This window comes from Ruegeria sp. AA3, from assembly GCF_056542905.1.
This window is the reverse complement of record NZ_JBQGAQ010000002.1, coordinates 346,495-372,464: the sequence shown is the minus strand read 5'-3', so window position 1 is coordinate 372,464 and position 25,970 is coordinate 346,495. Positions and strand designations below refer to the sequence as shown.

The 25,970-nt window shown below is 54.2% G+C and carries 26 protein-coding genes; 14 read left to right on the top strand and 12 right to left on the bottom strand.

All coding sequences use genetic code 11. The annotated features are described in order from the left end of the window. The first annotated feature begins 48 nt into the window (after positions 1 to 48). Positions 49 to 1,062 (top strand): Ldh family oxidoreductase, encoded by a 1,014-nt coding sequence (locus tag ACR0JR_RS06215; protein WP_480455442.1) that lies wholly within the window; start codon positions 49 to 51, stop codon positions 1,060 to 1,062. An 11-nt stretch (positions 1,063 to 1,073) separates the two neighbouring features. Continuing rightward, on the top strand, positions 1,074 to 2,312 hold the full coding sequence (locus tag ACR0JR_RS06210) for an NAD(P)/FAD-dependent oxidoreductase (protein WP_480455441.1): 1,239 nt from the start codon (positions 1,074 to 1,076) through the stop codon (positions 2,310 to 2,312). On the opposite strand, the gene ACR0JR_RS06205 is transcribed toward ACR0JR_RS06210, so the two are convergent. The 3 genes from ACR0JR_RS06205 to ACR0JR_RS06195 are packed head-to-tail and all read right to left on the bottom strand — an operon-like array spanning position 2,293 to position 4,871. Then, complete coding sequence (locus tag ACR0JR_RS06205) at positions 2,293 to 3,681, bottom strand: MATE family efflux transporter (RefSeq protein WP_480455440.1); 1,389 nt, start codon at positions 3,679 to 3,681, stop codon at positions 2,293 to 2,295. The genes ACR0JR_RS06210 and ACR0JR_RS06205 overlap by 20 nt on opposite strands. A gap of 12 nt (positions 3,682 to 3,693) precedes the next feature. Further along, positions 3,694 to 4,281: a helix-turn-helix domain-containing protein gene (locus ACR0JR_RS06200; protein ID WP_480455439.1), complete on the bottom strand. Its 588-nt coding sequence runs from the start codon at positions 4,279 to 4,281 to the stop codon at positions 3,694 to 3,696. Between the two features lie 11 nt (positions 4,282 to 4,292). After that, a complete protein-coding gene (locus ACR0JR_RS06195) occupies positions 4,293 to 4,871 on the bottom strand; it encodes a carboxymuconolactone decarboxylase family protein (protein ID WP_480455438.1) in 579 nt (192 codons plus the stop codon). A gap of 316 nt (positions 4,872 to 5,187) precedes the next feature. On the opposite strand from ACR0JR_RS06195, the gene ACR0JR_RS06190 reads away from it, so the two are divergent. The 4 genes from ACR0JR_RS06190 to ACR0JR_RS06175 are packed head-to-tail and all read left to right on the top strand — an operon-like array spanning position 5,188 to position 8,584. Continuing rightward, entirely contained in the window at positions 5,188 to 5,934 is a 747-nt protein-coding gene (locus tag ACR0JR_RS06190; protein ID WP_480455437.1) for an amino acid ABC transporter ATP-binding protein, read from the top strand. Position 5,935: 1 nt separating this feature from the next. Next, positions 5,936 to 6,778 carry an amino acid ABC transporter permease gene (locus ACR0JR_RS06185; RefSeq protein ID WP_480455436.1) on the top strand — a complete coding sequence of 281 codons (843 nt, stop codon included), beginning with the start codon at positions 5,936 to 5,938 and terminating at the stop codon, positions 6,776 to 6,778. Positions 6,779 to 6,814: 36 nt separating this feature from the next. Further along, positions 6,815 to 7,648 carry a transporter substrate-binding domain-containing protein gene (locus ACR0JR_RS06180; protein ID WP_010441573.1) on the top strand — a complete coding sequence of 278 codons (834 nt, stop codon included), beginning with the start codon at positions 6,815 to 6,817 and terminating at the stop codon, positions 7,646 to 7,648. A gap of 54 nt (positions 7,649 to 7,702) precedes the next feature. Further along, complete coding sequence (locus ACR0JR_RS06175) at positions 7,703 to 8,584, top strand: amino acid ABC transporter permease (RefSeq protein WP_170475251.1); 882 nt, start codon at positions 7,703 to 7,705, stop codon at positions 8,582 to 8,584. A 7-nt stretch (positions 8,585 to 8,591) separates the two neighbouring features. Here the strand turns inward: ACR0JR_RS06175 and ACR0JR_RS06170 are convergent, their stop codons facing one another. The 3 genes from ACR0JR_RS06170 to ACR0JR_RS06160 form a co-directional block, all read right to left on the bottom strand. Then, positions 8,592 to 8,909: a non-heme iron oxygenase ferredoxin subunit gene (locus tag ACR0JR_RS06170; RefSeq protein WP_319544530.1), complete on the bottom strand. Its 318-nt coding sequence runs from the start codon at positions 8,907 to 8,909 to the stop codon at positions 8,592 to 8,594. A 3-nt stretch (positions 8,910 to 8,912) separates the two neighbouring features. Continuing rightward, complete coding sequence (locus ACR0JR_RS06165) at positions 8,913 to 9,857, bottom strand: fatty acid desaturase family protein (RefSeq protein ID WP_480455434.1); 945 nt, start codon at positions 9,855 to 9,857, stop codon at positions 8,913 to 8,915. 154 nt (positions 9,858 to 10,011) lie between these two features. Continuing rightward, complete coding sequence (locus ACR0JR_RS06160; RefSeq protein WP_480455433.1) at positions 10,012 to 11,097, bottom strand: hypothetical protein; 1,086 nt, start codon at positions 11,095 to 11,097, stop codon at positions 10,012 to 10,014. Positions 11,098 to 11,168: 71 nt separating this feature from the next. On the opposite strand from ACR0JR_RS06160, the gene ACR0JR_RS06155 reads away from it, so the two are divergent. Next, the gene (locus ACR0JR_RS06155; RefSeq protein ID WP_480455432.1) at positions 11,169 to 12,122 is read left to right on the top strand and encodes a LysR substrate-binding domain-containing protein; all 954 of its coding nucleotides are present in this window, start codon (positions 11,169 to 11,171) and stop codon (positions 12,120 to 12,122) included. 95 nt (positions 12,123 to 12,217) lie between these two features. Then, positions 12,218 to 13,267, top strand: a complete 1,050-nt coding sequence (locus tag ACR0JR_RS06150; protein WP_480455431.1) for an aromatic ring-hydroxylating dioxygenase subunit alpha — start codon at positions 12,218 to 12,220, stop codon at positions 13,265 to 13,267. Between the two features lie 35 nt (positions 13,268 to 13,302). On the opposite strand, the gene ACR0JR_RS06145 is transcribed toward ACR0JR_RS06150, so the two are convergent. Further along, positions 13,303 to 14,091: a phytanoyl-CoA dioxygenase family protein gene (locus tag ACR0JR_RS06145; RefSeq protein ID WP_480455430.1), complete on the bottom strand. Its 789-nt coding sequence runs from the start codon at positions 14,089 to 14,091 to the stop codon at positions 13,303 to 13,305. A gap of 285 nt (positions 14,092 to 14,376) precedes the next feature. Here ACR0JR_RS06145 and ACR0JR_RS06140 point away from each other — a divergent pair, with 285 nt between their 5' ends. The 6 genes from ACR0JR_RS06140 (at position 14,377) to ACR0JR_RS06115 (ending at position 20,692) form a co-directional block, all read left to right on the top strand. Then, a complete protein-coding gene (locus tag ACR0JR_RS06140) occupies positions 14,377 to 15,627 on the top strand; it encodes an FAD-dependent oxidoreductase (protein ID WP_480455429.1) in 1,251 nt (416 codons plus the stop codon). Positions 15,628 to 15,640: 13 nt separating this feature from the next. After that, a complete protein-coding gene (locus ACR0JR_RS06135; protein WP_480455428.1) occupies positions 15,641 to 15,898 on the top strand; it encodes a sarcosine oxidase subunit delta in 258 nt (85 codons plus the stop codon). Next, complete coding sequence (locus ACR0JR_RS06130; RefSeq protein WP_480455427.1) at positions 15,885 to 18,752, top strand: 2Fe-2S iron-sulfur cluster-binding protein; 2,868 nt, start codon at positions 15,885 to 15,887, stop codon at positions 18,750 to 18,752. Before ACR0JR_RS06135 ends, ACR0JR_RS06130 begins: the two co-directional genes overlap by 14 nt. A gap of 13 nt (positions 18,753 to 18,765) precedes the next feature. Further along, complete coding sequence (locus ACR0JR_RS06125; RefSeq protein ID WP_480455426.1) at positions 18,766 to 19,251, top strand: sarcosine oxidase subunit gamma; 486 nt, start codon at positions 18,766 to 18,768, stop codon at positions 19,249 to 19,251. Between the two features lie 14 nt (positions 19,252 to 19,265). Then, complete coding sequence (locus ACR0JR_RS06120) at positions 19,266 to 19,679, top strand: RidA family protein (RefSeq protein ID WP_170475228.1); 414 nt, start codon at positions 19,266 to 19,268, stop codon at positions 19,677 to 19,679. 80 nt (positions 19,680 to 19,759) lie between these two features. Beyond that, positions 19,760 to 20,692 (top strand): AEC family transporter, encoded by a 933-nt coding sequence (locus ACR0JR_RS06115; protein WP_480455425.1) that lies wholly within the window; start codon positions 19,760 to 19,762, stop codon positions 20,690 to 20,692. 14 nt (positions 20,693 to 20,706) lie between these two features. On the opposite strand, the gene ACR0JR_RS06110 is transcribed toward ACR0JR_RS06115, so the two are convergent. Genes ACR0JR_RS06110 through ACR0JR_RS06090 form a run of 5 tightly spaced genes read right to left on the bottom strand, consistent with a single transcriptional unit; the run spans position 20,707 to position 25,820 of the window. Next, positions 20,707 to 21,996 (bottom strand): amidase, encoded by a 1,290-nt coding sequence (locus ACR0JR_RS06110; RefSeq protein WP_480455424.1) that lies wholly within the window; start codon positions 21,994 to 21,996, stop codon positions 20,707 to 20,709. After that, complete coding sequence (locus ACR0JR_RS06105; RefSeq protein WP_480455423.1) at positions 21,993 to 23,186, bottom strand: YlbE family protein; 1,194 nt, start codon at positions 23,184 to 23,186, stop codon at positions 21,993 to 21,995. The genes ACR0JR_RS06110 and ACR0JR_RS06105 overlap by 4 nt, the downstream gene beginning before the upstream one ends. Next, positions 23,183 to 23,809, bottom strand: coding sequence for a hypothetical protein (locus tag ACR0JR_RS06100; protein WP_480455422.1), 627 nt, complete (start codon positions 23,807 to 23,809; stop codon positions 23,183 to 23,185). Before ACR0JR_RS06100 ends, ACR0JR_RS06105 begins: the two co-directional genes overlap by 4 nt. Then, complete coding sequence (locus tag ACR0JR_RS06095; protein WP_319544545.1) at positions 23,809 to 24,441, bottom strand: hypothetical protein; 633 nt, start codon at positions 24,439 to 24,441, stop codon at positions 23,809 to 23,811. The genes ACR0JR_RS06100 and ACR0JR_RS06095 overlap by 1 nt, the downstream gene beginning before the upstream one ends. After that, positions 24,438 to 25,820, bottom strand: coding sequence for a Rieske 2Fe-2S domain-containing protein (locus tag ACR0JR_RS06090; RefSeq protein ID WP_480455421.1), 1,383 nt, complete (start codon positions 25,818 to 25,820; stop codon positions 24,438 to 24,440). Before ACR0JR_RS06090 ends, ACR0JR_RS06095 begins: the two co-directional genes overlap by 4 nt. Positions 25,821 to 25,970 lie beyond the last annotated feature (150 nt).

Sequence of the window (25,970 nt, the reverse complement as noted above, 5' to 3'; positions counted from 1 at the left end):
AAGCGGTACTATCGCGCCCGTCAACAGTACAAGAACTGGGAAATTCCAATGACCGAAATCTCGACCACAACGCTTTCACTCGAAGAGGTTCGGGAATTAGCAAAATCTGTGCTTTCGAAGGCCGGGTTGGATGCGCACAGTACTGATGTGATAGCTGATCTTGTGCGTAAGTCCGAAAGAGATGGCCCGCGAAGCCATGGTCTTCGATTGTTGCCGGTTTACGCGCAATACTTGTCATCAGGTTATGCCAACCCAGTGGCTTCACCGGCTGTCCAGCGCATTGCACCAGGTGTGTTGCGCGGTGATGGAGACAATGGGTTTTATCAGGTTGCTGCATTGGCGGCGCGAAGTGAACTGATTGAAATGGCGCGAGAAAATGGGATCGCGGCATTTACCTGTGCCAATACTCATCACCTCGGAGCTTTGCGATTTGATACCGAACCGCTTGCCGAGGCTGGGCTCGTGGCCTTTGGCGTGGTTAATTCGTTGTCTATGGTCGTTCCGCAAGGTGGGGTGCGTCCGGTATTTGGCACCAATCCGATGTCGTTTGCCTGCCCACGAGTAGGGGCTGATCCGGTGGTTTGGGATCAAGCCTCATCCATGGTTGCCCTGATGGATATCAAACTGGCTGCTGCCGAAGGGCATGATTTGCCACGCCCCGCTGGGCTTGATTCAGAGGGACAGCCGACACGTGACCCCAACGCCATACTGGAATCCCGCAGCTTGTTGCCATTTGGTGAACACAAGGGAGCAGCGATTGCTTTCCTGATCGAAGTCCTCGGTGCAGCGCTAGCCGGTGGCACCTTATCTGTCGATAACGCCGACCGCGAAGCGCACGGAGCGTTAAACATCAAGGGTGGTAACACTTTGATAGCAATCGACCCGGCGCGGTTTGGCAACGAAGCCTTCGGAGATTATGTCCAGCGCATTTGCGCCGAGATTAAAGGTAATGGCGATGCACGCGTCCCCGGAGATGGAAGGTTGAAGAATCGCGCTGCTGCCGAAGCGGATGGAGTTCGTGTCACTGCCGAATTGATGGCACAACTGCGCGAACTTCAGTAGAGGCCGCACGAATGTCTCGGGTCGTTGTAATCGGTGGCGGTGTTGTTGGAATTTCCTGTGCTTTAAAACTGCAGTCGCAGGGGCACTCTGTCACGGTCGTTGAACCCGGACCGGTGGGTGAGGGGGCAAGCTGGGCCTCCTGCGGCTGTATCGCAGTTGGCGAGATCGTGCCTTTGTCACAGCCGGGGATGCTGATGAAAGTGCCGGGTTGGTTGCTGGATTCCGAGGCCCCGCTTTCTTTGCGGCCAGCCTCGGCATTGAATCTGATGCCTTGGTTTGCGCGGTTCACAGCCAATGCGCGGCGTTCGAAGATGCGGGCGATTACCGCCGATCTGGCACGTCTCACCTTTGCTGCCACTGATGATTTCAAAGCGCAGCTCGCGGATGTTGGTCACCCAGAGCTTTTGGTTGAGCGACCTGTGATCAAGCTGTTTGATGATGACGATGACCTTGCGACCATGCGCGGTGCCTTTGATCTCGCGCGTGAGTTCGGGTGCACCATCGACCAGGTATCAGGCCATGAAGCGCATGAGATGGACCCCGCTATTGCGCCCGATTTCAAATATGCAGCGTTGTTACGGGATTGGAGTTTTGTGACGGATCCAAAACTGTTGGTCGAAATTCTGATGCAGAGCTTCACCCAACGGGGCGGGGAGATTGTCTCGAATGCAGCGATCGACTTTACGCGTGATGGTCAACATATCCAAAGCGTGCATTCCGGCGACGGGCGCACGCTGAGCGCGGACGAGTTTGTAGTTGCTGCAGGCACGGATTCGCGCGTCTTGGCTAAGAAATTGAATATTCCACTGCGCATGGAGGGTGTCATGGGATACTCAACTGCTTTGCACGAAAGTGGAATCGATCTGCGCCACACGGTGTTTTACGCAAAGGGCGGGTTTGGCATCACGCCTTATGAGGATGCGCTGGCCGTGGCAGGCACCGCAGAGTTTGCGGACTTGAATGCGCAGCCCGATTGGAACCGGGCCGATGTATTGGTCAAACGTGCGCACCGTGTATTGCCGGGGTTGAGGACTGAGAAATTTGAGCGCCGCATGGGTCGTCGCCCTTTTACGCCTGATACACGCCCGATCATTGGCCGCAGCAGGCGTCTGACCAATGTCACTTTTGCTACGGGCCACGGGCAACTGGGTCTGACATTGGGAGCGACGACGGCGCGACTTGTTGCAGATGTAGTCGCTGGCAGGGTACCGAGCATCGATATACAGGCCTTCAGCCCGGATCGGTTCTAAAACTAAGCCAGAGCCCGCCCAATTCCTTATGGGCGACGTAAGATGCCACCAAAAGCCCGATCATCCATCCAGTGATCACGGCACAGGCGGTTCCATACCAGACACCGATTTCGTTGAAGCCGAGAACGCCGATAAAAATCCAGACAAAAAAAGCGACGCCAAATCCCTGACGATAGAGGCTGATCCATACTGTCCAGATTGGCCGTTTTAGCGCCTGCAGCAGCGAGTTGATTGAAAACAGCATCATATAGAATGGAAGGATCAGACTATCGACACGTAGATAGCTGAGCCCCACGCGAATAACTTCGGGATCATCAGTAAAGAGACCCAGCAGAGACCGGCCAAATATCCACAGGATCGGGGCCGCAATAGCGGTCATGACCAGCCCGACTTTCCAGCAATAAAACAGGGCTTCGCGCACCCTTTCATAGTCCCGTGCCCCGAAATTCTGAGACGCGATGGGAAGCAGCGCACCAGTGACCCCGAGCACAGGCAATAGTAGAATCTGCTCCAACCTAATAGCGACACCGAAGCCCGCAATCGCGTGCTCGCCGAAGATTTTCAACGCGAACTGCACGACAAAACCTGATAGGAGCATCACGATGAACGATGTGGCCGTTGGAAGGACTTGAACTGAGATTTCCTTGAACTTTTGCAGGCGCGGAATGAAATTTCTTGCCCGCATGCGCCTCATTCTTCGGCGTCTGAGCACCTGGCGGATCATGAACACCATCACACCGGTTTGGCTGATTACCGTAGAAATGGCGAGGCCATCGAACCCGATGCCGGGGATCAAGCCCGGGATACCAAAGATCAACAACGGATTGAGGCCAATATTGGCAAAAAACGCAACGATAAGAGCGCGTTGCATCGAAACGGCGTCTCCATGTGCCTGAAGGATACCGTTACATCCAAACGCCAAAAGAAACCCGGGCAGGGCCAGCAAAAGCCAGTAGAAATAGCGTAATCCCGCTTCGCGATATGGTCCCGGTTCCGAAACCAATCGAATAAGTGCCGGGCCGTACCAGAGCCCTGCCAATGCCAAAATTCCGGCGGCGATGCAGCCATAGATCATGCCTTGTGCTGCAAACCGCCGCGCCGCGCGATTTTCACCAGCACCCAAAGCGTTGCCGACGAGCGCGCTCATCGCTGCACCCAATCCAACTCCGACCGAGATGGCGATGAAGAATGCCTGAAAGCCCAAAGCCAGGCCTGCTTGTGCACTTGTCGAGAGGAGCCCGGCAAAGAACATATCAACGACATTATAGAGAGTGTTGAACAACATCCCGATTGCAGCGGGAATGGCCAAAGTCCGAAAGTGGGCCGAGATCGGCCCGTGTGTCAGATCAATGTCGGTGGGGTCGGCCATTTCAGTTCGCCACTATGGACGCTCGGCCTGAACAGTCAGGAAAACAAATTCGGGTGTCAAAACCTCTTCGAAGCCGTGGTTCAATTCTGCGTCAACACTGATGCTGTCGCCAGCTGAAAGCGTAAACCGTGCTTCGCCATAGCGATAGACTGCCTGCCCTTCGAGCACCTGAACAAATACAACGCCGTGTCCGACATAGGTGGGCGGTTGCCCCTCATCTCGCAGCAGCTTTACGCGACGGGCCTGAAAACGCAGGTCTTTCCGGGAATGAAGGGCGAGGTTGACGTATTCATGTGAATGTCCACCTGCCAGGCGGGTAGACTTCAACCCTTCACCATGGCGCACGAGGGTATAGTCGGTGTGATCAGTTCTTGCTTCGCGAAACAGTGAAACGATGGGGACTTCTAGTGCTTCTGCCAATGCCGCAAGAGTGTCAATCGAAGGTGAAACCAGCCCATTTTCGATACGGCTGACCATCGCAGCTGAAATGCCCGATTGTTCGGCAAGCCGGCGGGCGGATTGCTTCCGGCTTTGGCGCAGCTCCCTCAGTGAGGCGCCAATGGCACGGTCAATCTGTCTTCCCGGCGTGTCAACTTGCATGAAACGTCCCGTCAATCTTCGCCGTAGTAGCCTACGACGTCTCCTTTTGTTGTGACACCCAGACCATTCAGCAACCGATTGGCATAATTGAAATATCCCACGATTTGATTGATTTCGAGGATCTCACCGTCTTCCCAGCCAGCATCTTTCAAGGCGTCTACATCCGATTCTTCCATGGTGCCCGGCGACAGCGTCAGCTTCTCAGCATAGCTCAACGCGGCCAGATGGGCGCCCTCGAACGCATCCTGAGGGCGATGCGCCATAAGCGCAGCCTCAATTGAGTCGGCGCGTGCGTCGTCACCGATCAGATGACGGGCGTTTGCCCAGTGGTTGGCATAGGAGTAAGGGCACGTGTTCAGCGTGGAAACGTAGGAGCTTATGACTTCCTGAAACCACATAGGCACTGAATTGGCGTCATCATGAAGGCAGGCGCGATACAAAATGACGTGCCCTTTCATGGTGTTGGGACGTAGCGAATGGACACGCATCACGTTGTCCACTGTCCCATGCGGTGTACGCGCTAAATCAAGGGTATTCTTCAAATGTTCGTCGGCATCTTCGTCAGATATCATCCGAATCCAGGCAGACATTCATTCGTCCTTCTATAGTTTATTTTCGTATTTCGAGGCGGCGACAGAGCGCCCGTTGAGTTTTTTATTGACGAATATTGCACATTAAGCAACCATATTGATTAGCGCGCAACAGATTTGAGGATTCTGAAGCTTTGCCAGATTACTCCGCTTTGCCAAATTCAAAGCTGCCGATGTCTTGTGCAGACAGGCATGACGACGGATCGCGGTTGGTCAAATGCGCGCAAAGTCGAAATGCGCCTGGTTTGTTGACGGGCTATACTCGCAACCTCAAAGGTCAGCTATTGCGTCTGACCCGGATATCGACAGGTTCGGCATGACTCAGCCCTCCCCTATGATAGAAGTGACCAATCTTGATAAGTATTATGGCACTTTCCATGCACTCAAGAATATCGATCTGACTGTTCATCAGGGTGAAAAGGTTGTGATCTGCGGCCCGTCTGGGTCGGGAAAATCCACGCTGATCCGTTGTTTCAACGGGTTGGAATGGCATAACTCTGGACGTCTCGTGATTGATGGCATCGAAGTTTACAAAGACGCAAAAGAAATACGTGAGTTGCGGCAAGAAGTCGGAATGGTGTTTCAGCAGTTTAACCTGTTTCCGCATTTGACCGTGCTTGAAAACCTGATGATCGGGCCGATGAAGGTGCGAAAGATTTCCAAAGCTCAGGCCGAGGAAACCGCACGCAATTATCTTAATCGTGTTCACATTCCCGAGCAGGCCGACAAGTATCCGGCGCAATTGTCGGGTGGGCAACAACAGCGCGTTGCCATCGCGCGGTCCTTGTGCATGGAAACCCGGATCATGCTGTTTGATGAGCCGACCTCTGCGCTTGATCCAGAGATGATTAATGAAGTGCTGGATGTGATGGTGGAACTTGCCAATACCGGTATGACCATGGTTGTTGTCACCCATGAGATGGGGTTTGCCCGTAAGGTCGCTGACACTATGGTCTTCATGGAGGCCGGGCAGATCGTGGAAATTTCACCTCCAGAACAGTTCTTTACCAACCCGTCCAGCGAACGCTGTCGCCTGTTCCTGAACCAGATATTGGAGCACTGACGTGACCGATCTGGGCATATCACGGGGAAAAGGGCAGTCTTTGCCGAAACCGCCCTTCTATAAGCGGTTCTTTGGCTCGGTGTTTGTCTCGGTCGCGATTTATGCAATCATCGTGGTGCTGATCGCCTATGGCTCGTATGTTGGTGCTCAGGGAATGGGGTATAACTGGCAATGGTACCGGGTGCCCCAGTTCCTCTACCGCAACACAGAAATCGGCTTTGAGTGGGGTGAGATACCCATAGGGTTGGTCGCCACGATCAAATTGTCTGTCATTTCTTTCCTGTTGGCCACTGCTATTGGACTGCTGGTCGCGTTGCTGCGTCTATCCGGCCTGGTAATTGGTACGGCTGTAGCAGTTGGCTTCCTTGAACTTATCCGAAACATTCCTCTACTGGTCCTGCTTTATCTGTTCTACTACGTGCTGGGCCCGATTTTTGGATTTGACCGGTATACCGCCAGTATTTTGACCTTGGCGGTGTTTCATTCGGCGCTGATATCCGAAATTCTGCGGGCTGGGATTAATGCCATCCCAACTGGTCAGTGGGAGGCGGCTAAATCCATCGGGATGACCCCCTATCAGACCTATCGTTACATCATCCTTCCGCAATCTGTTCGGTTTATGTTGCCGCCGATGACGGGCGAGGTTGTTCACCTAATCAAATCCTCGGCCATTGTCAGCGTTATTGCCGTCGCCGAGCTGACCACCTTCGGACGCAACATCATATCCGACACTTACATGAGTTTTGAAATCTGGTTCACCATCGCACTGGTCTATCTGGTGGTGACCCTGATCCTGTCGATCGGCGTAAGTTACCTGGAGAAGAAATATGCCGTCGACCAATAACCACAAGAATTTAACCGGACAACAAGGAGAACCAAGATGAAGCTATCTCGCAGAATGCTCGGGGTTGCCCTGGGCGCGGTCGTGGCAACTGGCATGGCGACCTCAAGCTGGGCGCAAAGCGCAACTCAGGAACTGTCCAGCGAAAGTGTAATTGAAACGATCAAACAGGATGGGGTGATCCGGATTGGCTTATCGCTGTTTGTACCTTGGTCGATGCGTGACAAGAACGGCGATCTGATCGGATTCGAACTGGATGTTGGCCGAAAATTGGCCGAAGACATGGGCGTTGAGGTCGAATTTGTTCCAACTGCCTGGGATGGCATTATCCCGGCCCTTGTGTCTGGTAATTTCGACGTGATCATCTCGGGCATGTCGGTGACTGCTCAGCGGAACCTGACGATCAACTTCACTGACCCTTATGCCTATTCTGGCTTGGCCATCCTGGCCAACAAAGAGTTGACTGCAGGTATGGCGCGTGAGGACTTGAACTCATCTGACGTTACCTTTGCTGCGCGTCGCGGCGCAACGCCGGCAACCGTGATTGCCAAGGCATTCCCTGAGGCTAATCTGCTGTTGTTTGATGAAGATGGCGCATCGACTCAGGAAGTGCTGAATGGCAACGCCCACGCCACAATGGCATCGCAGCCAACCCCCAACCGTGAGGCGGGGCGCAATCCGGAAACACTGGTTGTGCTTGAAGGTGAGCTGTTTGATCCACGTGGTGAGGCGTTTGGGATGCGCAAAGGAGATCCCGACGCAATGAACTTCTTCAACAACTGGATTGCGCAGAATTGGCGGTCCGGCTGGCTGGAAGAGCGTCATAATTACTGGTTTGCCACTGAAGAGTGGGCCGACCAGGTCGCCCAATAACCACTCTGACTGGGGGCGGACCCACCGCCCCTGGTCCTTATGCGGAGCGCTTTGGTGCAGGAATTCCTTAGAAAACTCAGATGGCCCGACTATGTGATCGTGGCGGTTTTGATAACCTTCTTTGGGTATATCTGGCTGTCGATCGAAGGTACGCTGAATTACAAATGGCGTTGGGAACTGATCCCAAGCTATATTGTTGGCTGGCATTCCGGGCGCGAAGAGTATTTTGCAAATCTGCTGCTGCAGGGTTTAGCAGCGACAGTTCGCATCAGCATCTATTCGGGTATTCTGGCGCTCATTCTTGGTACAATTCTGGGAATTGCACGCTGTTCGGCCAATCTGACCATACGCATGCTTGCGCGGACCTATCTTGAGTTTTTGCGTAATGTTCCCCCCGTCGTCGTTGTCTTCATCTTTTTCTTTTTCCTATCTCAACAACTGATCGATGCGCTGAACCTTGAACGTTGGGCGCGCGGTATTGCACGGCAGGAAAACAACCAGATCTGGACCTTCTTCTTCGGCGAAATGCGTCGCTTTCCTTCGCTTGTTTCAGGGGTGATCGTTCTGGCCCTGTTTGAAAGTGCGTTTGTCGGCGAAATCGTGCGTGCCGGAATTCAGTCGATCCCGAAGGGTCAGCGCGAGGCGGCACGCTCGATCGGGATGAGCCGTATGCAAGAGCTGCGCTACGTTGTGCTGCCGCAGGCGATGAAAAAGGTTGTGCCCCCGCTAGCCAACCAGTTCATTTCATTGATCAAGGACAGCTCGATCCTGTCGCTGATCTCGGTGCAGGAACTGACCTACAAAACCGTCGAACTGGTCGCCTCGTCCCGGATGATCTTCGAGGCGTGGATTACAACAGCGGCGTTCTATTTTGTTGTCTGCTTTGGTCTCAGCCGCATCTTTGCGCGGCTCGAGAAGCGATCTGAAAAGCGTTAGGTTCAGGTCACATTCGGACCTGAACCATCCCGTCTTGCACCCGTGTTTCAAATACGCGCATCGCGCGGGTTGCTGGTGCTGAAACAGGCTTGCCGTCCCGGACATCGAATGCACCTTGATGCAATGGGCATTCAATCACATGACCATCAAAATAGCCGTTGCACAAATCGGCCCCACCATGGTTACACAAAGCCAGTGACGCGTAGACACCACTGGGTGTATCGTAAACCGCAATCATACGAGGCCCGATTTCCACGCGCGTGACCCAGTTCTGCTCTAGTTTTGAAACTTCTATTACATCGCGCCAGGGTTTTTCTGTTTTCATCACTCAGGCCCTTGCATTCCGTTGCATGATCTGACGCAGAATGTCGCGATGCGCGGCCAGGTACCCGCCTTTTTCGACGAAGATATGATCCTTTAGCTTTTCATGCAGGCGGGGCAGAGCGTGGAAAGGGACCGAGGCGACATAGTGATGCTCGGCGTGATAGTTCATGTTCCAGCACAAAAAGGACATCGGTTTTGACACGAGATTGGTGCGGGTATTTTCTGACATCTGCGCCACGGTGGGCCGCCCAACATGTTCAGTCATGCGCACAAAGCGCATCACTGGCTCACCCAGAAACAGTGGTATGATCCAGTACCAGATCAAGCCCCACCAACCGGTGACCGCCATGGCCAGCAATATCGTTGCGTAAATGGCCAACATTCGGCGCGCGTCCCAATAGATCGATTGATGTTCTTCTTTGGGAATAAATCGCAGTTCAACGTCGCTGAGTTTGCCAAATGCATGCCGGAACAGTTCAGTGAATTTGCCGCGCCAGTAGGGTAGGGCAGATAAATACAGAAAATACTGACCAAGTGTTTTCGGAAGCGGGATCAATTCGGGATCTTCTCCGGTCAGTTGGGTATAGGTGTGATGGTCACAATGCTCGTACCGAAAGAACCGGTGTGGCAGGATGATAATCAGGCCGCAAATCTGCCCGACCAGATCGTTCAGCCAGCGGGTACGAAACACGGTGTAGTGGACACACTCATGTTGCAGTGAGAAATGGTGAACCAAGACGACGCCCTGCAGAAACATCGCGGGCCAGATCAGCCAACTGTTCCAAGCCAAGGTGATCACAGTTGTGGTGCAGGTCAGTACCAAAATCCAAAGTGCAAGATGACGCAATCCAGGCGCGTTCGAGCGTTGCATAAATCCTTTGAGTTCTTCGCGCGTCAGTTTTCCTTCGGCCAGTGCCTGAGTCAGCGGCGTGACGATAGCTTTTGACATGTGATTTCCATGAGTTTGCCGGAGCGGGGGGTCTTGCCCTCTACGCGTATTCCGGCACCGGAGACGGGAGTGCTCCGCACCATAGGACCAACTCGATCAGGTCCTATTAACAAGATTATTTCGACAGGTGATGATTCGATCAAGCCGCGATTGATCAGCTCGCGACCCTTAATCCGATATCAGGGTCGGGATATTTGAACAGGCTTGCGGCACAAGGGTATTGATCCAGAATGGTTTGCCCGTTGGGCAACCGATCCGCATGAAAAACGCCGTTGTTCCAGTAGGTCACGCCGTCAATTTCGATTGTCGGGTCGATGACATTCCAGCTGATTTCACCGGGCGCGTAGGCCCCGCAGGTGTGGAAGTGCAGGATGCGCGGGTTGCCAAAGGCAGACCCGCCCCAGCGTTCGTAGTTGTCGCGCATGTCCCAAGGATAACCACAGCCTGGGTGAATGCCTGCATGCCAGGAATGAACGAAGCTACGGTCGATACCTAAATCTCCTGCGACCCGGTCATAATGTGCTTCGGCTTTGAACGCATTGGCAGGGTCGCCTTCGAAACGCAGCAACCGCCCGTTCTCCATTATTGCAAAGACCGGGCGGTCGAATTCAATCGTATAGTCGTCATAGTATTTCGAACCTGTTCCCGTCAGAAAACTGATAGCTACGCGACCTGAGAAACTGTAAGCCGGAACAGGGGTAAAGACGGACATTGGAAAGCGCAGGATCGAGGTGTCACCTGTTGGTTTCAGGTTCATAATCGGTCTGCCACGAACATCAGTGCCCAGCGGGCAGGTCAGGCGCACCTCAGTCGCTGAGTCCAGCACTGCGTTGATATCGGTCTTAAGCTCCATGAACGCATCGTGGTGGCCATTAGAAAAGCCCGAGCCCAGCATCTCTTTGGACAATGCAAAGCTGACAATAATCTTTTTGCCCTGCGGCATATCCGAAAACCGCAACTGATCCCCAAGCCGGGCAAGGAACAGAATAATGTCTGCTTCTTCGAACCGGGCCATAAGATCAGGTGTCAGATGCGGATTGTCGGGGTTAAAGCCGACATCGACGGTATCGACGGTCATTCCCAGCTTATGGGCTACTCGGCTCACGACATCTACGCATTCGGCATCGAAGTACCCAAACTCGGGCGGTTCATATGCAATCAACAACTTGTCGCCCGTAGATGCGCGGGCGCAGTTGATCAGCAGATTTAGAGCACCCCGCTCCGGCGTCATATCAGACATCGACACATCCTGATTGCTTAGTATCTCAAATTTACGATCCGATGCGGGAGCTAATCCATTTGAAAGTATTAATGGCTCACATTAGGGTCACTAATATGATCCTGAACCTGCCCTATTCTGCATTGCGCGCCTTTGAGGCGGTCGTGCGCCATTCTGGATTTTCTCCTGCTGCCGACGAGTTAGGGGTCAGTCAGAGCGCGGTTAGTCAGCATGTCAGGACACTGGAAGAGTGGTTGGGCAGGGATTTACTCGTGCGAGGTGCGCGGCAATCGCGTCCAACCCGGGAAGGCGAACAACTAGCGCTGGCTATTGCAGAAGGATTGGGACGCATATCAGAAGTGTGCGCCCAATTGCGGGACCGCACCCGCTCGGATCGAACAATAGTCATCTCATGCCTGCCTGGATTTGCTTTTAACTGGTTGTTTCCAAGGCTACTGCACTTCGATCTGGCGCATCCTGACCTTTCAATATCAATTGCGACTGACACCGGTTACCACCCGTTCTCCGGAGCGGATTCAGATATCGGCATCCGATACGGGCTTGGAGAATATCCGGGGTTGGAAGTTGATTTGCTGATGCGGGAAAGGCTGTTTCCGGTTTGCGCCCCTTCACTTGCCTCATCGCTGACAAGCATACAGGATTTGGCGCAACACACGTTGCTTGTTGATGAAAACCTCCATCACGGCACATCCAGCCCTACTTGGGAATTCTGGGCACGGCAGAGTGGCTTGACCATGCCTTCATCGCCGCGGACACGCCGATTGGGGCAGTCAAACATGGTCATTCAGGCCGCTATCGAAGGGTTGGGCGTAGCGTTAGGCCGCGAGCCATTGGTCATTGATGCACTATGTGATGGCAGGCTGGTTCGTCCGTTTTCGGAAATGACCTTGTCGCCTTTATCATATTGGCTTGTGCGACGCCCAGAGACAAAGGATAGCCAGAAGGTCAACGAGTTTCTGAACTGGATAAAAGCCGAAGCAGCAGCCCAGCCAGACTTGCCACCGCTTGCGCCAAATTTGAATTAGCCCACCTTATATCTTTTATTACCAATCCGGCATGGCGTATTGCCAATCGAATGCCATAATGCCCCTAGCTACCGGATCGATAAGGAGAGCAGCCCATGTATCTCAGGAATTGTTGGTATGTCGCCGCCTGGAGCAAGGATATCGGCCGTGAGCTAAAAGCGGAAACCTATCTGGGTGAAAATGTTGTGCTTTATCGACAGCAAGATGGCACTCCGGTCGCGTTGGAAGATGCTTGCCCACACCGTAAGCTGCCATTGTCGAAAGGGAATCTGATAGGAGACACCGTAGAATGCGGCTATCACGGGTTGACCTTCGATTGCTCGGGGAAATGCACGGATAGCCCGACACAGCGCGGGATGACGCCCCGCCGCGCGGTCGTGAAATCCTATCCGGTTGTTGATCGCTATCGCCTGCTTTGGATTTGGATGGGCGATCCCGAGTTGGCCAACCCTGATCTGATTTTCCCTATCGAGAACTTTGACAACCCAACCTGGGGCATGACCGATGGCGGCGTGATGGACATCGATTGCCACTACCTTTGGGTCTGTGACAACCTGCTTGATCCCAGCCATGTGGCCTGGGTTCACGTCTCTTCGTTTGCAGGGGCCGGAACGGATGAAGAGCCCCTGAATGTTGAAAAAACCGATCGAGGCGTGATCGTTTCTCGCTGGATCGAGAATAAGCCGCCGTCGCCTTACTACTCCAAACTGGTCGCATTTGAAGGCGAATGTGATCGCCTGCAGCATTATGAGATGTGCCTCCCGGCGATCGGATTGAACAAATCCATCTATACGCCGGTCGGCACCGGCGGCTATGACAAAGATCCGGTCGAGCAGACCTTTATCAATATTTCGTACAATTTCATGACACCGATAAACGAAGATGAAACCAGATATTTCTGGTTCCAGCATCGTAATTCTGACCCTGACAATGCAGAGGTTTCGAAATTCATGAACGATGGTGCCCGGATGGCATTTATTGAGGATAAAGAAGTATTGGAAGAGGTGCACAAGGGCATGAAGAACGCAATGACGCCTCATATCGATCTGGGCCTGGATGCCGGAGCAAAGATTTATCGGCGCGTTTTGGATCGGGCGATTGAAGCTGAAACAACGGTAACCGAAAGCGCGCTAAAGCAAGCTTGATTTCTGGTTCGGGGCCGGATCGCCGGCCCCGTATCTTAGGCAGTTTCATAGATGATTGGATACCGGCCCCCTGCAAAGGGTGCGCCGGGTTTCAAACTATCGTCATGTAGCCATTCTGTAACCGAATCCCGAGGTTCATAGGTCGCACCTTCGACAGCAAATCGAATTGCGTATCCGCGCCTGCGACGTGTCGAAGTCCGATTGCCCATAGCCGAATGTACGGTCATTCCGTCAAAGGCGAGTGCGTCGCCTGGTTTCATGTTTTCAAAGTGGAAGATGTCATATTGGGCACGGTCGGCCTCAAAATCCGGCATGTCTATGTAATCCGGATTATCTTCTTCCAGATAGTGCAGGAAACCGCCTTGCTGATCGGTTTTGAAAGGCCGGTATTTTGCGCCCCATGCATGTGATCCACGCACAAATTCCAGTGCTCCATTGTCGGGGTCAACCGGGTCAAGTGCGATCCACATTGTCATGATCGGTCCTGCCACGGGCCAATAGGGCTGATCCGTGTGCCATCCGGTTTGAGTCCGCGTTCCCGGCTCTTTTACGAAAATCTGGTCATAGATTAACGATGTCCACGGACTGCCTGATACCTCAGCTACGCGTTGTCCGATATCCGATGTCAGGCAATAGTCCTGAAAAGTGCCGGGGTTTTCGCGCATATTTTTATACGCAAAGTAACGGTCTCCTTTTGTGACTTCGGTATCAACTGCATCCTGTAATTTGCTTAGCCAGTCGTCTGACAGGATGTTCTTTAACAATACGACGCCGTCGCGCGCGTAGGATTCCTGCACGTCCTTAATTTCATTTGGCTTGGTCATCTGATCCATCCACTTAGTTTCCACCCGTTTCCGGGCGGGTTCGTAAATTGGCGCGAAGCGCCGCGATCCACGTGGTGTCAGTAAGATGGAGAACTGCGGCAATTGATGATGAAACAAGGCCAACGCGACCGGGCAGACCATTTGCCAGCGAGGTTCCGGTGAAACTGTTTAATGCGGAAGTTCATGACTCACCGTACAACAATTTGGTTAAACGGCCAATAGTTTTGCGTGATGGTAAAATATTTTATTGACCGTACATTGCTTGTGGTCAATATTGGGATCACCATGCAAAAATATTCTGTGTTCTCGCTCGCCCGGAATGCACTTTCAGGGCACCGAAACTGGTCGCGGGCTTGGCGTTCCCCCCCGCTCAAAGACCAGTATGAGGTTGTTGTGATCGGTGCTGGGGGGCACGGTCTTGCGACCGCCTATTATCTCGCCAAAGAATTCGACATTACAGACGTCGCTGTGGTTGAAAAAGGTTGGCTAGGTGGTGGCAATATCGCTCGTAATACGGTGACCATCCGATCCAATTACATGCGGGACGAGTCGATCCCCTTCTACGTCAAATCCGTCGCCATGTATGAGGGTCTGACGCACGAACTGAACTTCAACATGATGCATTCGAAGCGCACCATGGTGGATGTTGTGCAAACTTGGCCCAAGTTGCGCGAGCTCAGGCGACGGCAACTGGCGATGGATATTTACGGATCGACTTACGAACAGATATCGGAGATCGAACTGCGTAGAAGAATACCCGCGCTGACCGGGGGCGGCCCGGATGCGCGTTTGCCTGTAATTTGCGGCATGGTGCATAGGGATGCTGGCGTGAACAGACATGATGCAGTGGCGTGGGGATATGCGCGCGCGGCTGATGCGCTTGGGGTCGAGATACACCAGCAAACCGCAGTTCAATCTCTGATCCGCGGGGCTGATGGCCATATCAGCGGTGTCGAAACCAATCGCGGTAGGATTCGTGCCAAAAAAGTTGTTGTCGCCGTCTCAGGCCATACCACAACGTTGACCGAAACCGTCGGGCTGAAGCTACCTTTGCGCACGATGAACCTGACGGCATTTGTGTCCGAGCCGGTGAAACCATTAGTGGACGTCATAGTGAACTGCCCTGACAGCGGGTTCTATTTCAGCCAATCCGACAAGGGAGAAATGGTGATCGGTGGTGCACCGGATATGGGTCAGAGTTTCCGACGCGATATTAAGCAGAACGTGTTTGAAGACACGGTAACCGCGATGCTTTCCCTGTTCCCGTCGTTCAAGAAACTCAAACTTATGCGTCAATGGGGCGGGCATCTGGACATTGCTCACGATGCCTCTCCCATTATGGATCAGACAGACTTGCCGGGTTTGTTTGTAACAGCCGGTTGGTGGGGTGGATACAAGGCCATCCCCGCAGGTGGGTTGACGCTTGCCCATCTGGTGGCCAAGGGCGAGCCTCATCCACTGATGTCTTCGTTTACGCTCAACCGGTTTTGCCATCTGGATTTTGTGATGGAAGCCGGGACAACCACGGCGCGTTAGGAGGGTAAGGTTTATGATGCTAATTCCCTGCCCATTCTGCGGCAAACGTAATGAACTCGAATTTATCTTTGGAGGCGCGGTCGGTCCAGACCGCCCCGACCCGAACAGCGTTAGCGACGCCGAATGGGTCGAGTATCTGACCGTGGTGCCTAACCCATTGGGCCCGGTTCAGGAACGGTGGTGGCATGCGCGAGGTTGTGGCGAGTGGGTCACGATTTGGCGCGATACCCGGACCCATGACATCGTGGAGGCCGCAGATGACTCAGAATAACCGCTGTGCATCGGGTGGGCGAATTGATCGAAATCGGCCTCTGCGATTTACCTTCAATGGCAAATCCTATGAGGGGTTTGAAGGCGATACTCTGGCCTCGGCCTTATTGGCCAACGGTGTTCGTGTTACGGCGCGAAGTTTTAAGTATCACCGCCCTCGTGGCATTGTTGGTCATGGTCCCGAAGAACCCGCGACACTGGTGGAGCTGGATGGTGAGGATGCCTCGGGAAACCGCCCGGCAACCACCGTCCCTTTGCGCGACGGGCTAAGCGCGCGTTCGGTGAATTGCTGGCCATCGCCCGAGTTTGATCTTGGCAGTGTTAATCAACTGTTCAGCCGTTTCATACCGGCCGGTTTTTATTACAAGACTTTCAAATGGCCCAATTGGCATCTTTTTGAGCCTTCAATTCGCAAAGCTGCCGGGTTGGCTGCTGCACCGGCTCAGCCGCCATCCTCGGGGCATTTCGAAGCGCGCCACGCCCATGCTGATGTCTTGGTCGCTGGCGCAGGCCCCGCCGGACTGAAGGCAGCGCTTGAGGCAGGACGGGCGGGTAAGCGCGTATTCCTTGCCGACGAAGGCTCTGAGGCAGGTGGCAGCCTGTTGAACCGCAATCTTTCCATCGACGGGCAACCTGCAATGGGTTGGGTGGAGGATGCCGTTCTGGAGCTGCGAGGGATGGCCAATGTAACCCATTTGCAGAATGCGACCGTCTGGGCATATCGCGAACACAATTTGCTGATTGTGAATGAGCGTAATCCTGTACAGGAAAGCATCATTGAGCGTTCTTGGCGCGTGAGGGCAGGGGAAGTGGTTATCGCCACAGGCGCAACCGAACGCGCCATGGTCTTCTGCAACAACGACCGGCCCGGGGTTATGTTGGCATCGTCGGTACAGGCTTACTGCAACCGATGGGGGGTTACCCCCGGAAAAAGAGTGGTCCTGTTTACCAACAACAACAGTGTATATGCGGTCGCCTCTGATCTGATCGCGGCAGGGGTGCGGGTTGAGGCTATCCTCGACAGTCGCTCAAGCGTACCTCAGTCTGCGCTGGAATTGGTGCCCGAAATCACTGTGCAATCTTCAACCGTTGTTGGAGATGTGCGCGGTCATAAAGGGGTCAAAGCAGTAAAAGCCGTTTCTTCATCGGGTTCTGTAAACTGGATTGAATGCAATTTGCTTGCGCATTCAGGGGGATGGAACCCGACTGTACATTTGTGGTCTCAATCTCGCAGCACGCTAATGTTTGACGAAGATTTGGCTGCCTTTCTTCCTTATCAACCAGTGCAGAACTGCACAGCGGTTGGCGCTGCGGCTGGGCAACTGACACTTGATCAGATTATCGATGGGGGTGAGGAGCTTGCATATGAGATCGAGCCGCTTTGGCGGGTAGACCTGCCTGACCAGCGCGGAAAGGCGTTTCTGGATATTCAGAATGACGTGCCTGTCAGTGACGTGCATCTGGCTCTGCGTGAGGGCTATGACAATGTCGAACATGTCAAACGCTATACCACCGGCGGCATGGGTATTGATCAGGGTAAGACCGGGAACATCAACATCATCGGCACTGTTGCGATGCAAAAAGGTGTGCCGTTGCAAGAGGTCGGAACAACCACTTTCCGCTCGCCCTACACACCTGTGTCCTTCGGTGCGATCGGCGGGCTACGCGAGGATTCGGTTCTGTTCCCGTATCGGCACACGCCAGTCACCCAGTGGAACAAAGACAATGGCGCGGTCATGTATGAGGCCGGTGCGCGTTGGCGGCGCCCGGGCTATTTCCCTCAACAGGGTGAACGCCTGCAAGACGCAGTGAGCCGTGAATGCCGTGCCGTTCGGGAAGGCGTTGGCGTCTATGATGGCTCACCGTTAGGGACATTCGAGTTGAAAGGCCGCGATGTCCCGCAATTCCTGGATTTTATCTATTCTAACGTGGTATCTTCGCTGACGCCCGGCAATGGTCGTTACGGGCTGATGCTATCGGATGATGGGCTGATCCTGGATGATGGCGTGGTGTTCCGGCTTGATGAACACAGATGGCTTGTTTCCACCTCTACCGGTCATGCGGATTCAATAAATCAGCATATGGAAAAGCTGCTTCAGACAGAATTCCCGGATTGGCAGGTGATGATCACGACGGTGACAAGCCAATGGAACAACGCCACGATTTGCGGCCCGCGCGCGCGCGATGTGATGCAGGCTATTGGCACAGATGTCGACCTCTCGCCCGAGGCGTTTCCATTCATGTCTTTCAGGGATGGGACCGTCGCAGGTTTTCCCGCGCGCATCGTTCGCGTCAGTTTCACGGGTGAACTTTCCTTTGAAGTCAATGTTGCCCCACGCCACATGGCAGCGTTATGGGCCAAGGTGATGGAGGCAGGTGCCCCCTTTGGTATCCTCCCGGTAGGATCGGAATCGAGCCACGTGCTGCGTGTCGAAAAGGGTTTCCTGTCGCTGGGACACGAAGTCGACGGCACAGTGGATGCCCTTGACCTTGGGATGGGTTGGGCAATGTCGAAGAAAAAGACAGACTATCTTGGCAAACGCTCGATACAGCTGCGTCGCGAAGGAAAAGCAATTCGGCGGGAGTTGGTGGGCATTCTACCCGAAGATCACAACAAGCAAGTGCCAGAAGGCGCGCCGCTAACCCCCGGAGGTCGTAAAGAGGCCACCGAAGGCCTCGTGACTGCCTGCGTCTGGAGTGTTGTGAACGATCGCTGGGTCGGGTTGGCATTGCTGAAGAATGGTCATAGCCGACACGGGGAAACTGCTCATGTCCGCCTAAAAGATGAAGTGATCCCGGTCAAAATCACCAAGCCGGTGTTCCACGATCCCGACGGCAAGCTCTTGAGGTCCTGAGATGACTTATGACATGGCAATAGTGCGCCAACCCCTAAACGCGCTGTTTGATCTCAAAGGGAGTCCAGCTGCCATTCAAAACTGGGCAGCTGATGTTCTACCTACACTGCCGGAGCGGCCGAACTCGCGGACAGGTCAAGCTTCAGTCGAATTGTATCATGTCGGGCGAAACCACTGGATCGCGCGCGCTCCGCTGGAGCAGGAAGCCGAACTGGAGAAACACCTCAGCCCGACCAATTGCCCGGCGGAAATCAGCATCGTGCGGATTTCGGATACGCTGACATTTTTTCGAGTGACCGGTCCGCAAGCGGATGAAGTGATGTCCATTGCGTGTCCGTTGGATATACATGAAACTGAGTTCGGCGAAGAAACCGTAACCTATACTGAATTGTTTGGCCTCAAAGCACTAATTATGCGGTGTGAAGATGGTTTTGAATTTGCCGTAGAGCAGAGCTTTGGCGATATGGTCGAGGATTATCTTTCCCGTGCCGTCGCTTAGAGGGAAAAAAGCGAATGGCACGAACACATATTCACAAATATCAAACCCGCTATCACGCTCAGGCGACCTATTCCAAGGCGATCCGGGCGCGGGGCGATTTTGTCTTCATGCAGGGCCAAGTTGGAACTTTGCTGGATGGGACACTCATCGGCGAAGGTGATCCTGGTGCCCAGGCGGATCAGGCCTGCCGCAATATTCAACGCTGGATGGAAGAGGCCGGAGGCAGCCTTGCCGATGTTTGCAAGCTGACGGTCTATGTCACTGATATTTCCTACCGGCCAGCGGTTTACGAGGCGATCAACCGCTGGTTCGAGGGCGTGCATCACTGTTCGACCGGGGTTGTCGTGCAAGGCTTGGCCGATCCTTCACTGTTGGTTGAAATTGATGCAATGGCTGTGATCGACGAAGACACGGACGGAAGCGCTTGAATGGATGGCGGTCGAGTTGTGTAGAATATCACTGTATGACAGTATATCGAAGTGCAGCCCAGATTTATTATTGATTTGAGATGCTTACAATTCTGACTTCGATATTACCGATCTTTTTGATTATCGCGTTGGGTCTGGCCCTTCGTAAAGGCGGAATTCCCAGCACCGATTTCTGGAACCTGAATGACAAGCTGGTTTATTGGGTTTTGATGCCCTGCCTGTTATTCACGAAGATCTCGTTATCGCCGTTAGATAAATCTGCGCTTGGCCTTTATTCGATGACCATATTGGGTGGGTTTGTGGCGGCGCTGGTATTTGCAGTCATCAGTGCCCGTCTGATGGGATATGCGGCACCGCAGGCGACGTCGATCTTGCAGGGAAGTGCGCGACATAACTCATTCATAGGCCTTGCGCTTGCAGCCAATCTTTACGGTCCAGTGGGGTTTGACATCGCTATTCTGGCGACAGCCATACTGGTGCCTATCACCAACATCGTCATGGTGGTCATGATGGTGGGGGCATTGAAACAGGATTCTGCGACCCGATTGCCGATCGCTATCCTGCGTGAGCTTGGGCGAAATCCCTATGTCATCTCGATCCTACTGGCGATTGGGGCCAACCAGATGATCGGTGACCGCATTCCTGTTGTCCACGAGGTGGCTGACATTCTTGGGGCGGGCGCATTGCCCATTACTCTGCTGGCTGTTGGCGCAAACCTGCGTGTCCGGGCGATGGCGGCGAGTGCGCTCCCTCTAATGCTGGCCATTGTCGGCAAGATGATGGTGTTTCCGGTTGCTGCGCTCTGTATCGGAATACTTGTCGGGTTACCTCAGGATGTTTTGCAGATTGCAGTGGTCTATTCCGTGGTGCCTACGGGGGCTTCATCGTACACTTTGTCCAAGCAACTAGGCGGGGACGCGCCTTTGATGGCCGCAATCGTCACGCTTCAGACCTTGATAGCAGCCGTTAGCATACCAATTTCGTTGGCGATATTGTTACCGTTAATCGGTTAGACGAACCGAAAAATTCAACCCAATGGGTTTAGGATGTTACTGACCCATTGCGCAATATCCAGTAGCCGGGCGTCATAGCCCTTTGGCGCGACAAGCTGTATCCCTAGTGGCAATCCATTTTGGTCGGTCCCAAATGGGATGGCGATCGAAGGAACCTGCAAAAGGTTCCACATGCGCGAGAACAAGGGATCTCCGGTCGCTTCCAGGCCCACCGGGGCCGGACCTGGCGCAGATGGCACCAGAAGGGCATCGGTATCCCCAAAAATCTGTTCCAATACTAATCCAGCACGATCACGGAGGATCAGAGCATGCTGGTAATCCACCTCGCTGATCTTTAACCCGGCTTCGATCAGCGCGTGAAATTGAGGACTGATCGCTGGCAATCCTTTTTCAAATTCATCGCGGCGTAATCGTGCGGTCTCATATGCCATTACAGTGTGATGTGCCGAGGTGAGTTCAGAAAAAATAGCAGGGTGGGCAATTTCGCCAGATTCCGATCCTGCGGCTGCAATGGCGGACATAGCACGGGTGCAGGTGTCACGCATCTCAATCGAGCCATCCATCCAGTGTGGTCCGCGCATCAGGCTGACCCGCGGCAAACTGTCCTCAAAACGCGCTCGTTGAGGCTGCTCGATGCCGCGTAGAACCGCATCGGTAAGTGCAAGATCATATGGATGACGGGCGAGTACCCCAAGCGTATCAAGGCTTGGTGACAACCCCATCACACCGGAAAGCGGGTAGCCATGGATCGTAGGGCGAAATCCATAAACTCCGCAATATGCAGCCGGTCGGATCAATGATGCCGCCGTCTGCGATCCAAAGGCCAGCGGAGCCATGAAATCAGCGACCGCTGCAGCGGAACCCGATGATGAGCCGCCCGGAGTATGGCCTGGATTGTGCGGGTTCGCAGTTTTGCCGGGCCGGAAATAGGCGAACTCGGTCGTAACTGTTTTGCCGATAGGAATGGCGCCCACATCGAGAAGCATTTGAACGCAGGCCGCGTTCATTACCGGTTGTCGATTAGAATACAGGTCACTGCCCCAACTGGTCGGCATGTCATCGGTATCGACGATATCCTTGATTACGAATGGGACACCATGGAGCGGCCCGTCAGATTGCCGATTATCGGCAGCCAGTGCCCGATCCATGGCGCGATCTGCATCAAGGTGCTGAAATGCCCCAAGCACAGGTTCGCGAAGTGCGATCCGTTCGAGATGTGCCTGCATGACCTCCGATGGCTTGACTTCTCTTATCCGGATCAGTCGGGCCAGTTCGTGCGCGCTGCGGCGACATAAATCACTCATGCCTTGAGTGCTTTCACCGCAGCTGAAAATGGATCGACCGGCATGTCATAGATGCCACCACCCAACCGACCAGCCTGACCCAACCTATCAAGTATGCCAAGCCCAACTGCTGGACCAGAACCTTGCGCCACCGCTCCGCGCGCAGTTGAGCCAAGCCGAATATCCAGAGAACGAAAATAGGGATGAGAACCTGCTGACAGACCTGTCACCCGTGCGTTGGAATTGTCAGGTAGATAAGCGCCGAGAACCTTTTTCTGCTCGGGGCTAAGTTCGATGGCCATGGCACCAAGGCCAAAGGCCTCGACCACGGCGCTGTCTCCGATGGCACCCAGGGCGCGGTCTTCGGGTAAGTCGGTATCGAGGCGACCCTTGGGCGGTGCTGCGGGAACAGTAAACCACCGTCCCGGCAGGCCCGAGATCTGAATGCCAACCTCTCGCCCATTACCACCTGCTGCCGTCACAAAACTGGAGCCTTCGACACCTTCGGCAAGCTTCATCATCAGCTTGGTCGCCGCCATCCAGAGATTCAGGAACAGCGAAGGAGAGTTCGCCATGAACTCCAAAACATCTTCGTCGTTGATGCCATCGGATGTGCGATCCTTAAGTTCATCAACCAACGCTTCTGTTGCGACGGGTGTGCGCCCATGGCAATCATCGCCACCTACCAACCCCGTAACCGCTAATGGAACCAGCGCAATTCCTTCAGCCAGACCGTTTTGCAGCACATCCAGAAAGCGCGTGTTCAGCCAGCGGATGTGTTCGAGGACAGCGTCCGAGCGCAGACCCAATCGCAGCGATGGGCGTGCACCTCCATTGATCGGGGAGAAAACCCGTGTCTGACCGCGCCATGCGTCGTAGACCGAATGCAACGGCATGGAGGCGGACACCACGGCTGCCAGCGGTGTGACGACGTCGTGATCCTGTGCCGGGCGTAACGCGATCTCACCTGCCATGATCATCGCTTCGGCCTGGTCAAAGTCGCGGGACAGACCTTCCCAGACTGCAGCAACACAAGCTGAATTGAGGATCGGAGCGGTGATATCCGTGGGGCGCGAAAAGGCTGGACCTGCGTGCAACAGTACATTTTCTGGCAGGTCAAGCGCGTCAGCTGCGGTGTTGAATCGATTCCAGACCGGCTGCGTGACCATCGCCCGATCAAAGGCCAACTGGTCTGACGGGTGCAGGGTCATGATCCCTCCGGAGGAATGATCCAGGTTTCCGAGAAATAGAGAAATGCGGTTGTGGTCTCGTACCCGGCCTGCACGCGCGTACCCAACTTGCCCGGCAACACGTGGCCATTGACGATGATCTGGGCCGCATGGGCAGGAACCAGTAGCGAGAACATGTTTTGCTCACCCGATGCGACCTCATGCGGGGACAGTTCCAATGCACGAGGTGCTTCGAAGCCTTCCCAAACCAGCTCAACCGTCAAAGGGCCGCCTGCAATTGTTTCGGTATACCGATGGCTCATCGGGTCGCCCGAACAGCGCACGGCATGTGCCCCAATTTCAGGAAGAGTGGCGAACGAAGGCGCATTGGCAAAGGCAGCCAGTTTACTGATAAAGTTCATTTTCAGGAACGCGGTTAGTTCGGGATTGTCGCTGAGGATGACATTTGGGGCATTCGGTGGACCCTCAACCTGATCAGGCGATCCCAGAAGCAACAGCACCTGCCCCTGACCGACCGGAGACCAAGCCACCCGAAAGAATAGCGCCATGGCGCTAAAATTGCCATTCTCGTCTTTAAGCAGGATGCCCGGGTTTTCGCCTGTCCAGTCAACAACGCCGGGGGTGATGGGCTCGTTCAGGGGCATCAGGTGTCCTCCGCAGGGGTAACCCAGGTTTCCGAGAAGGCCAGAAAGGCCGTGCTCATCGTGCGTCCAAAGAATTGGCGATCTGCCACCTGACCGCGCAGGGCGGTGCCGTTGATCCTGACCTGAGCCTGTTTGGCCTCAAGAAATACGGAATACATCTCGTGTTCTTTGGTCGCCGAGTTTTCGCGTGTGACTTCCACCGGCAGCGGTGGCCCCATATCCTGCCAGATCATGTCCAATGTCACACCCGAACCACGCAAGGTCTCGGAATAGCGTGTCTTGAGGTCGCCGGGCCGCTTTTCAACGCTGTCACAATCCAGCCAAGTCATGGCCTGCAAGCCCGGTTTGCCAACAAATGTTGGCATCTTGGATACCCAGCCTTCAACGATCCAACGCATCATACGCTGGTTGTCGGTCATGATCAGGTTTGGGACTTTCGGCCAGCCGCTGGCCTCGTCCGGAGCGCCCAATACAATTGCTGCATGACCACGCCCATATGGCGACAGAACCACGCGAAAGAACAACGCCAGCGTATCGTAGTGGGCCTGATCAGGCTGCTGTTTCAGATAGATGCCCGGGTTCTCGCCCGACCAATCAACCCGCCCCGGGTTGTGAGGGATTCGCGTGCTCATGACCAGCTTGCCTCGTATTCTTTCAAAGCATTTTCGATGAAAGTGCGGCGCTCAAACCCCTGCAGATGATCGCCGGACTTCAGAATATCAGCAACCTTGAACGAGACTTCTTTCTGCAGGGCGCCATCATCACGACCTTCCTGCAACGGGATTTTCAACACGGTATCCCCGGCATAAGTCGGGACTATACCCTTGAAATTGTCAGTTGGCTGTGCAGGTGGAGTTCCATTTGCCAGGGCCCGGATCGCGTTGCGCAACATCCGGCGCGCCTTGGCCACGCCACGATCTGTGAATGACAGGTTCTCTCGGGCATGGATGTTGATTGGGCCCTGGCTGACCCAGGCATCATAATCACCGGGATCGCGTTGCCGCATTTCATAGGGGCGATCCGGACCCTGGCCGTAGAAATCGGTTTTGCCAAAGCCCACTTCGTCCCGATTGGTCATGCCGCGCGGGTCGTCGTTGAACCGCTCTTCCCGAAAGTGACGCCAGGCGATGACCATGGTGTTGGTGTCATCAATCGGAGTGATCCATCGTGACAGCCCACCGCGTCCAAAGTACCTTGATCGATCCGGAATTGGGAAATGCCCGCCATTCTGAGTGAACGATGGCAACATGTGGTCATGTACTCGCACCCAGATGAAATCACCATCCCGACGCACATTGGTATAGAAATCGCCGGTCTGACTATCGTGAAACTCAATCATCGGCATATGCGCGAATGCTTCGTGGAACTGCACCCGCGCAGCCTTGGTGTGCAGATAGACCACATGAAACGGGTCCCACGCGTTCTCCATCACCTGTAGCCAGTTGCAGGGTGACTTGATGAGATACGGTACCAGTTCATCACCTTCATCATCGAAAGTATCCATAACCGGGAAAGGCGGTGTCTTATCTGCCGGACCCATATAGGCAAAAGCCAACCCTTTGTATTCGATGATCGGGTACGCCCCGAGACAGGCCTTTTTCTTGACCTGAGACGCAGGGGGTTCGCATGGTGTTTCCAGAACTGTCCCATCCAAACCATACTTCCAGCCATGGTAAGAGCAGCGAATGCCGCCTTCTTCCACGATGCCGAATTCCAGGCTCATGTTTCGGTGGCAGCAATGCAGATGGGTGCATCCCAGCCTGCCATTTTTCTTTTCGCGAAACAGGATCAGATCCTCGCCCAGAATTCGGAGGCGAAAAGGAAGATCTCCAATTTGATCAGTCATGGCGACGGGCATCCAAAACCGGCGCAGATACTCGCCGCAGGGTGTTCCCGGACCAACCTCGGTCAATTCCGGGTCGTAGTTTTCTGACCAGACACCTTGCTGATCGTGACCGCGAAAATTCCCTTTTGGAACCGTGAATGGGCTGTTGTCAGATGGGGTGTTCATTTTTGGCCTTCCAGTCGTCGTGGCTTACGCACCCAGCGATTGGCTTCTGCATATCTCGAGCTTCCACTCGGGAATGACCTGCCGATGTCTCATGCCGGATATGGCTGGACGCTGCAGTGCGCGAATGCTCTACAAATCTAGCACTCTCTA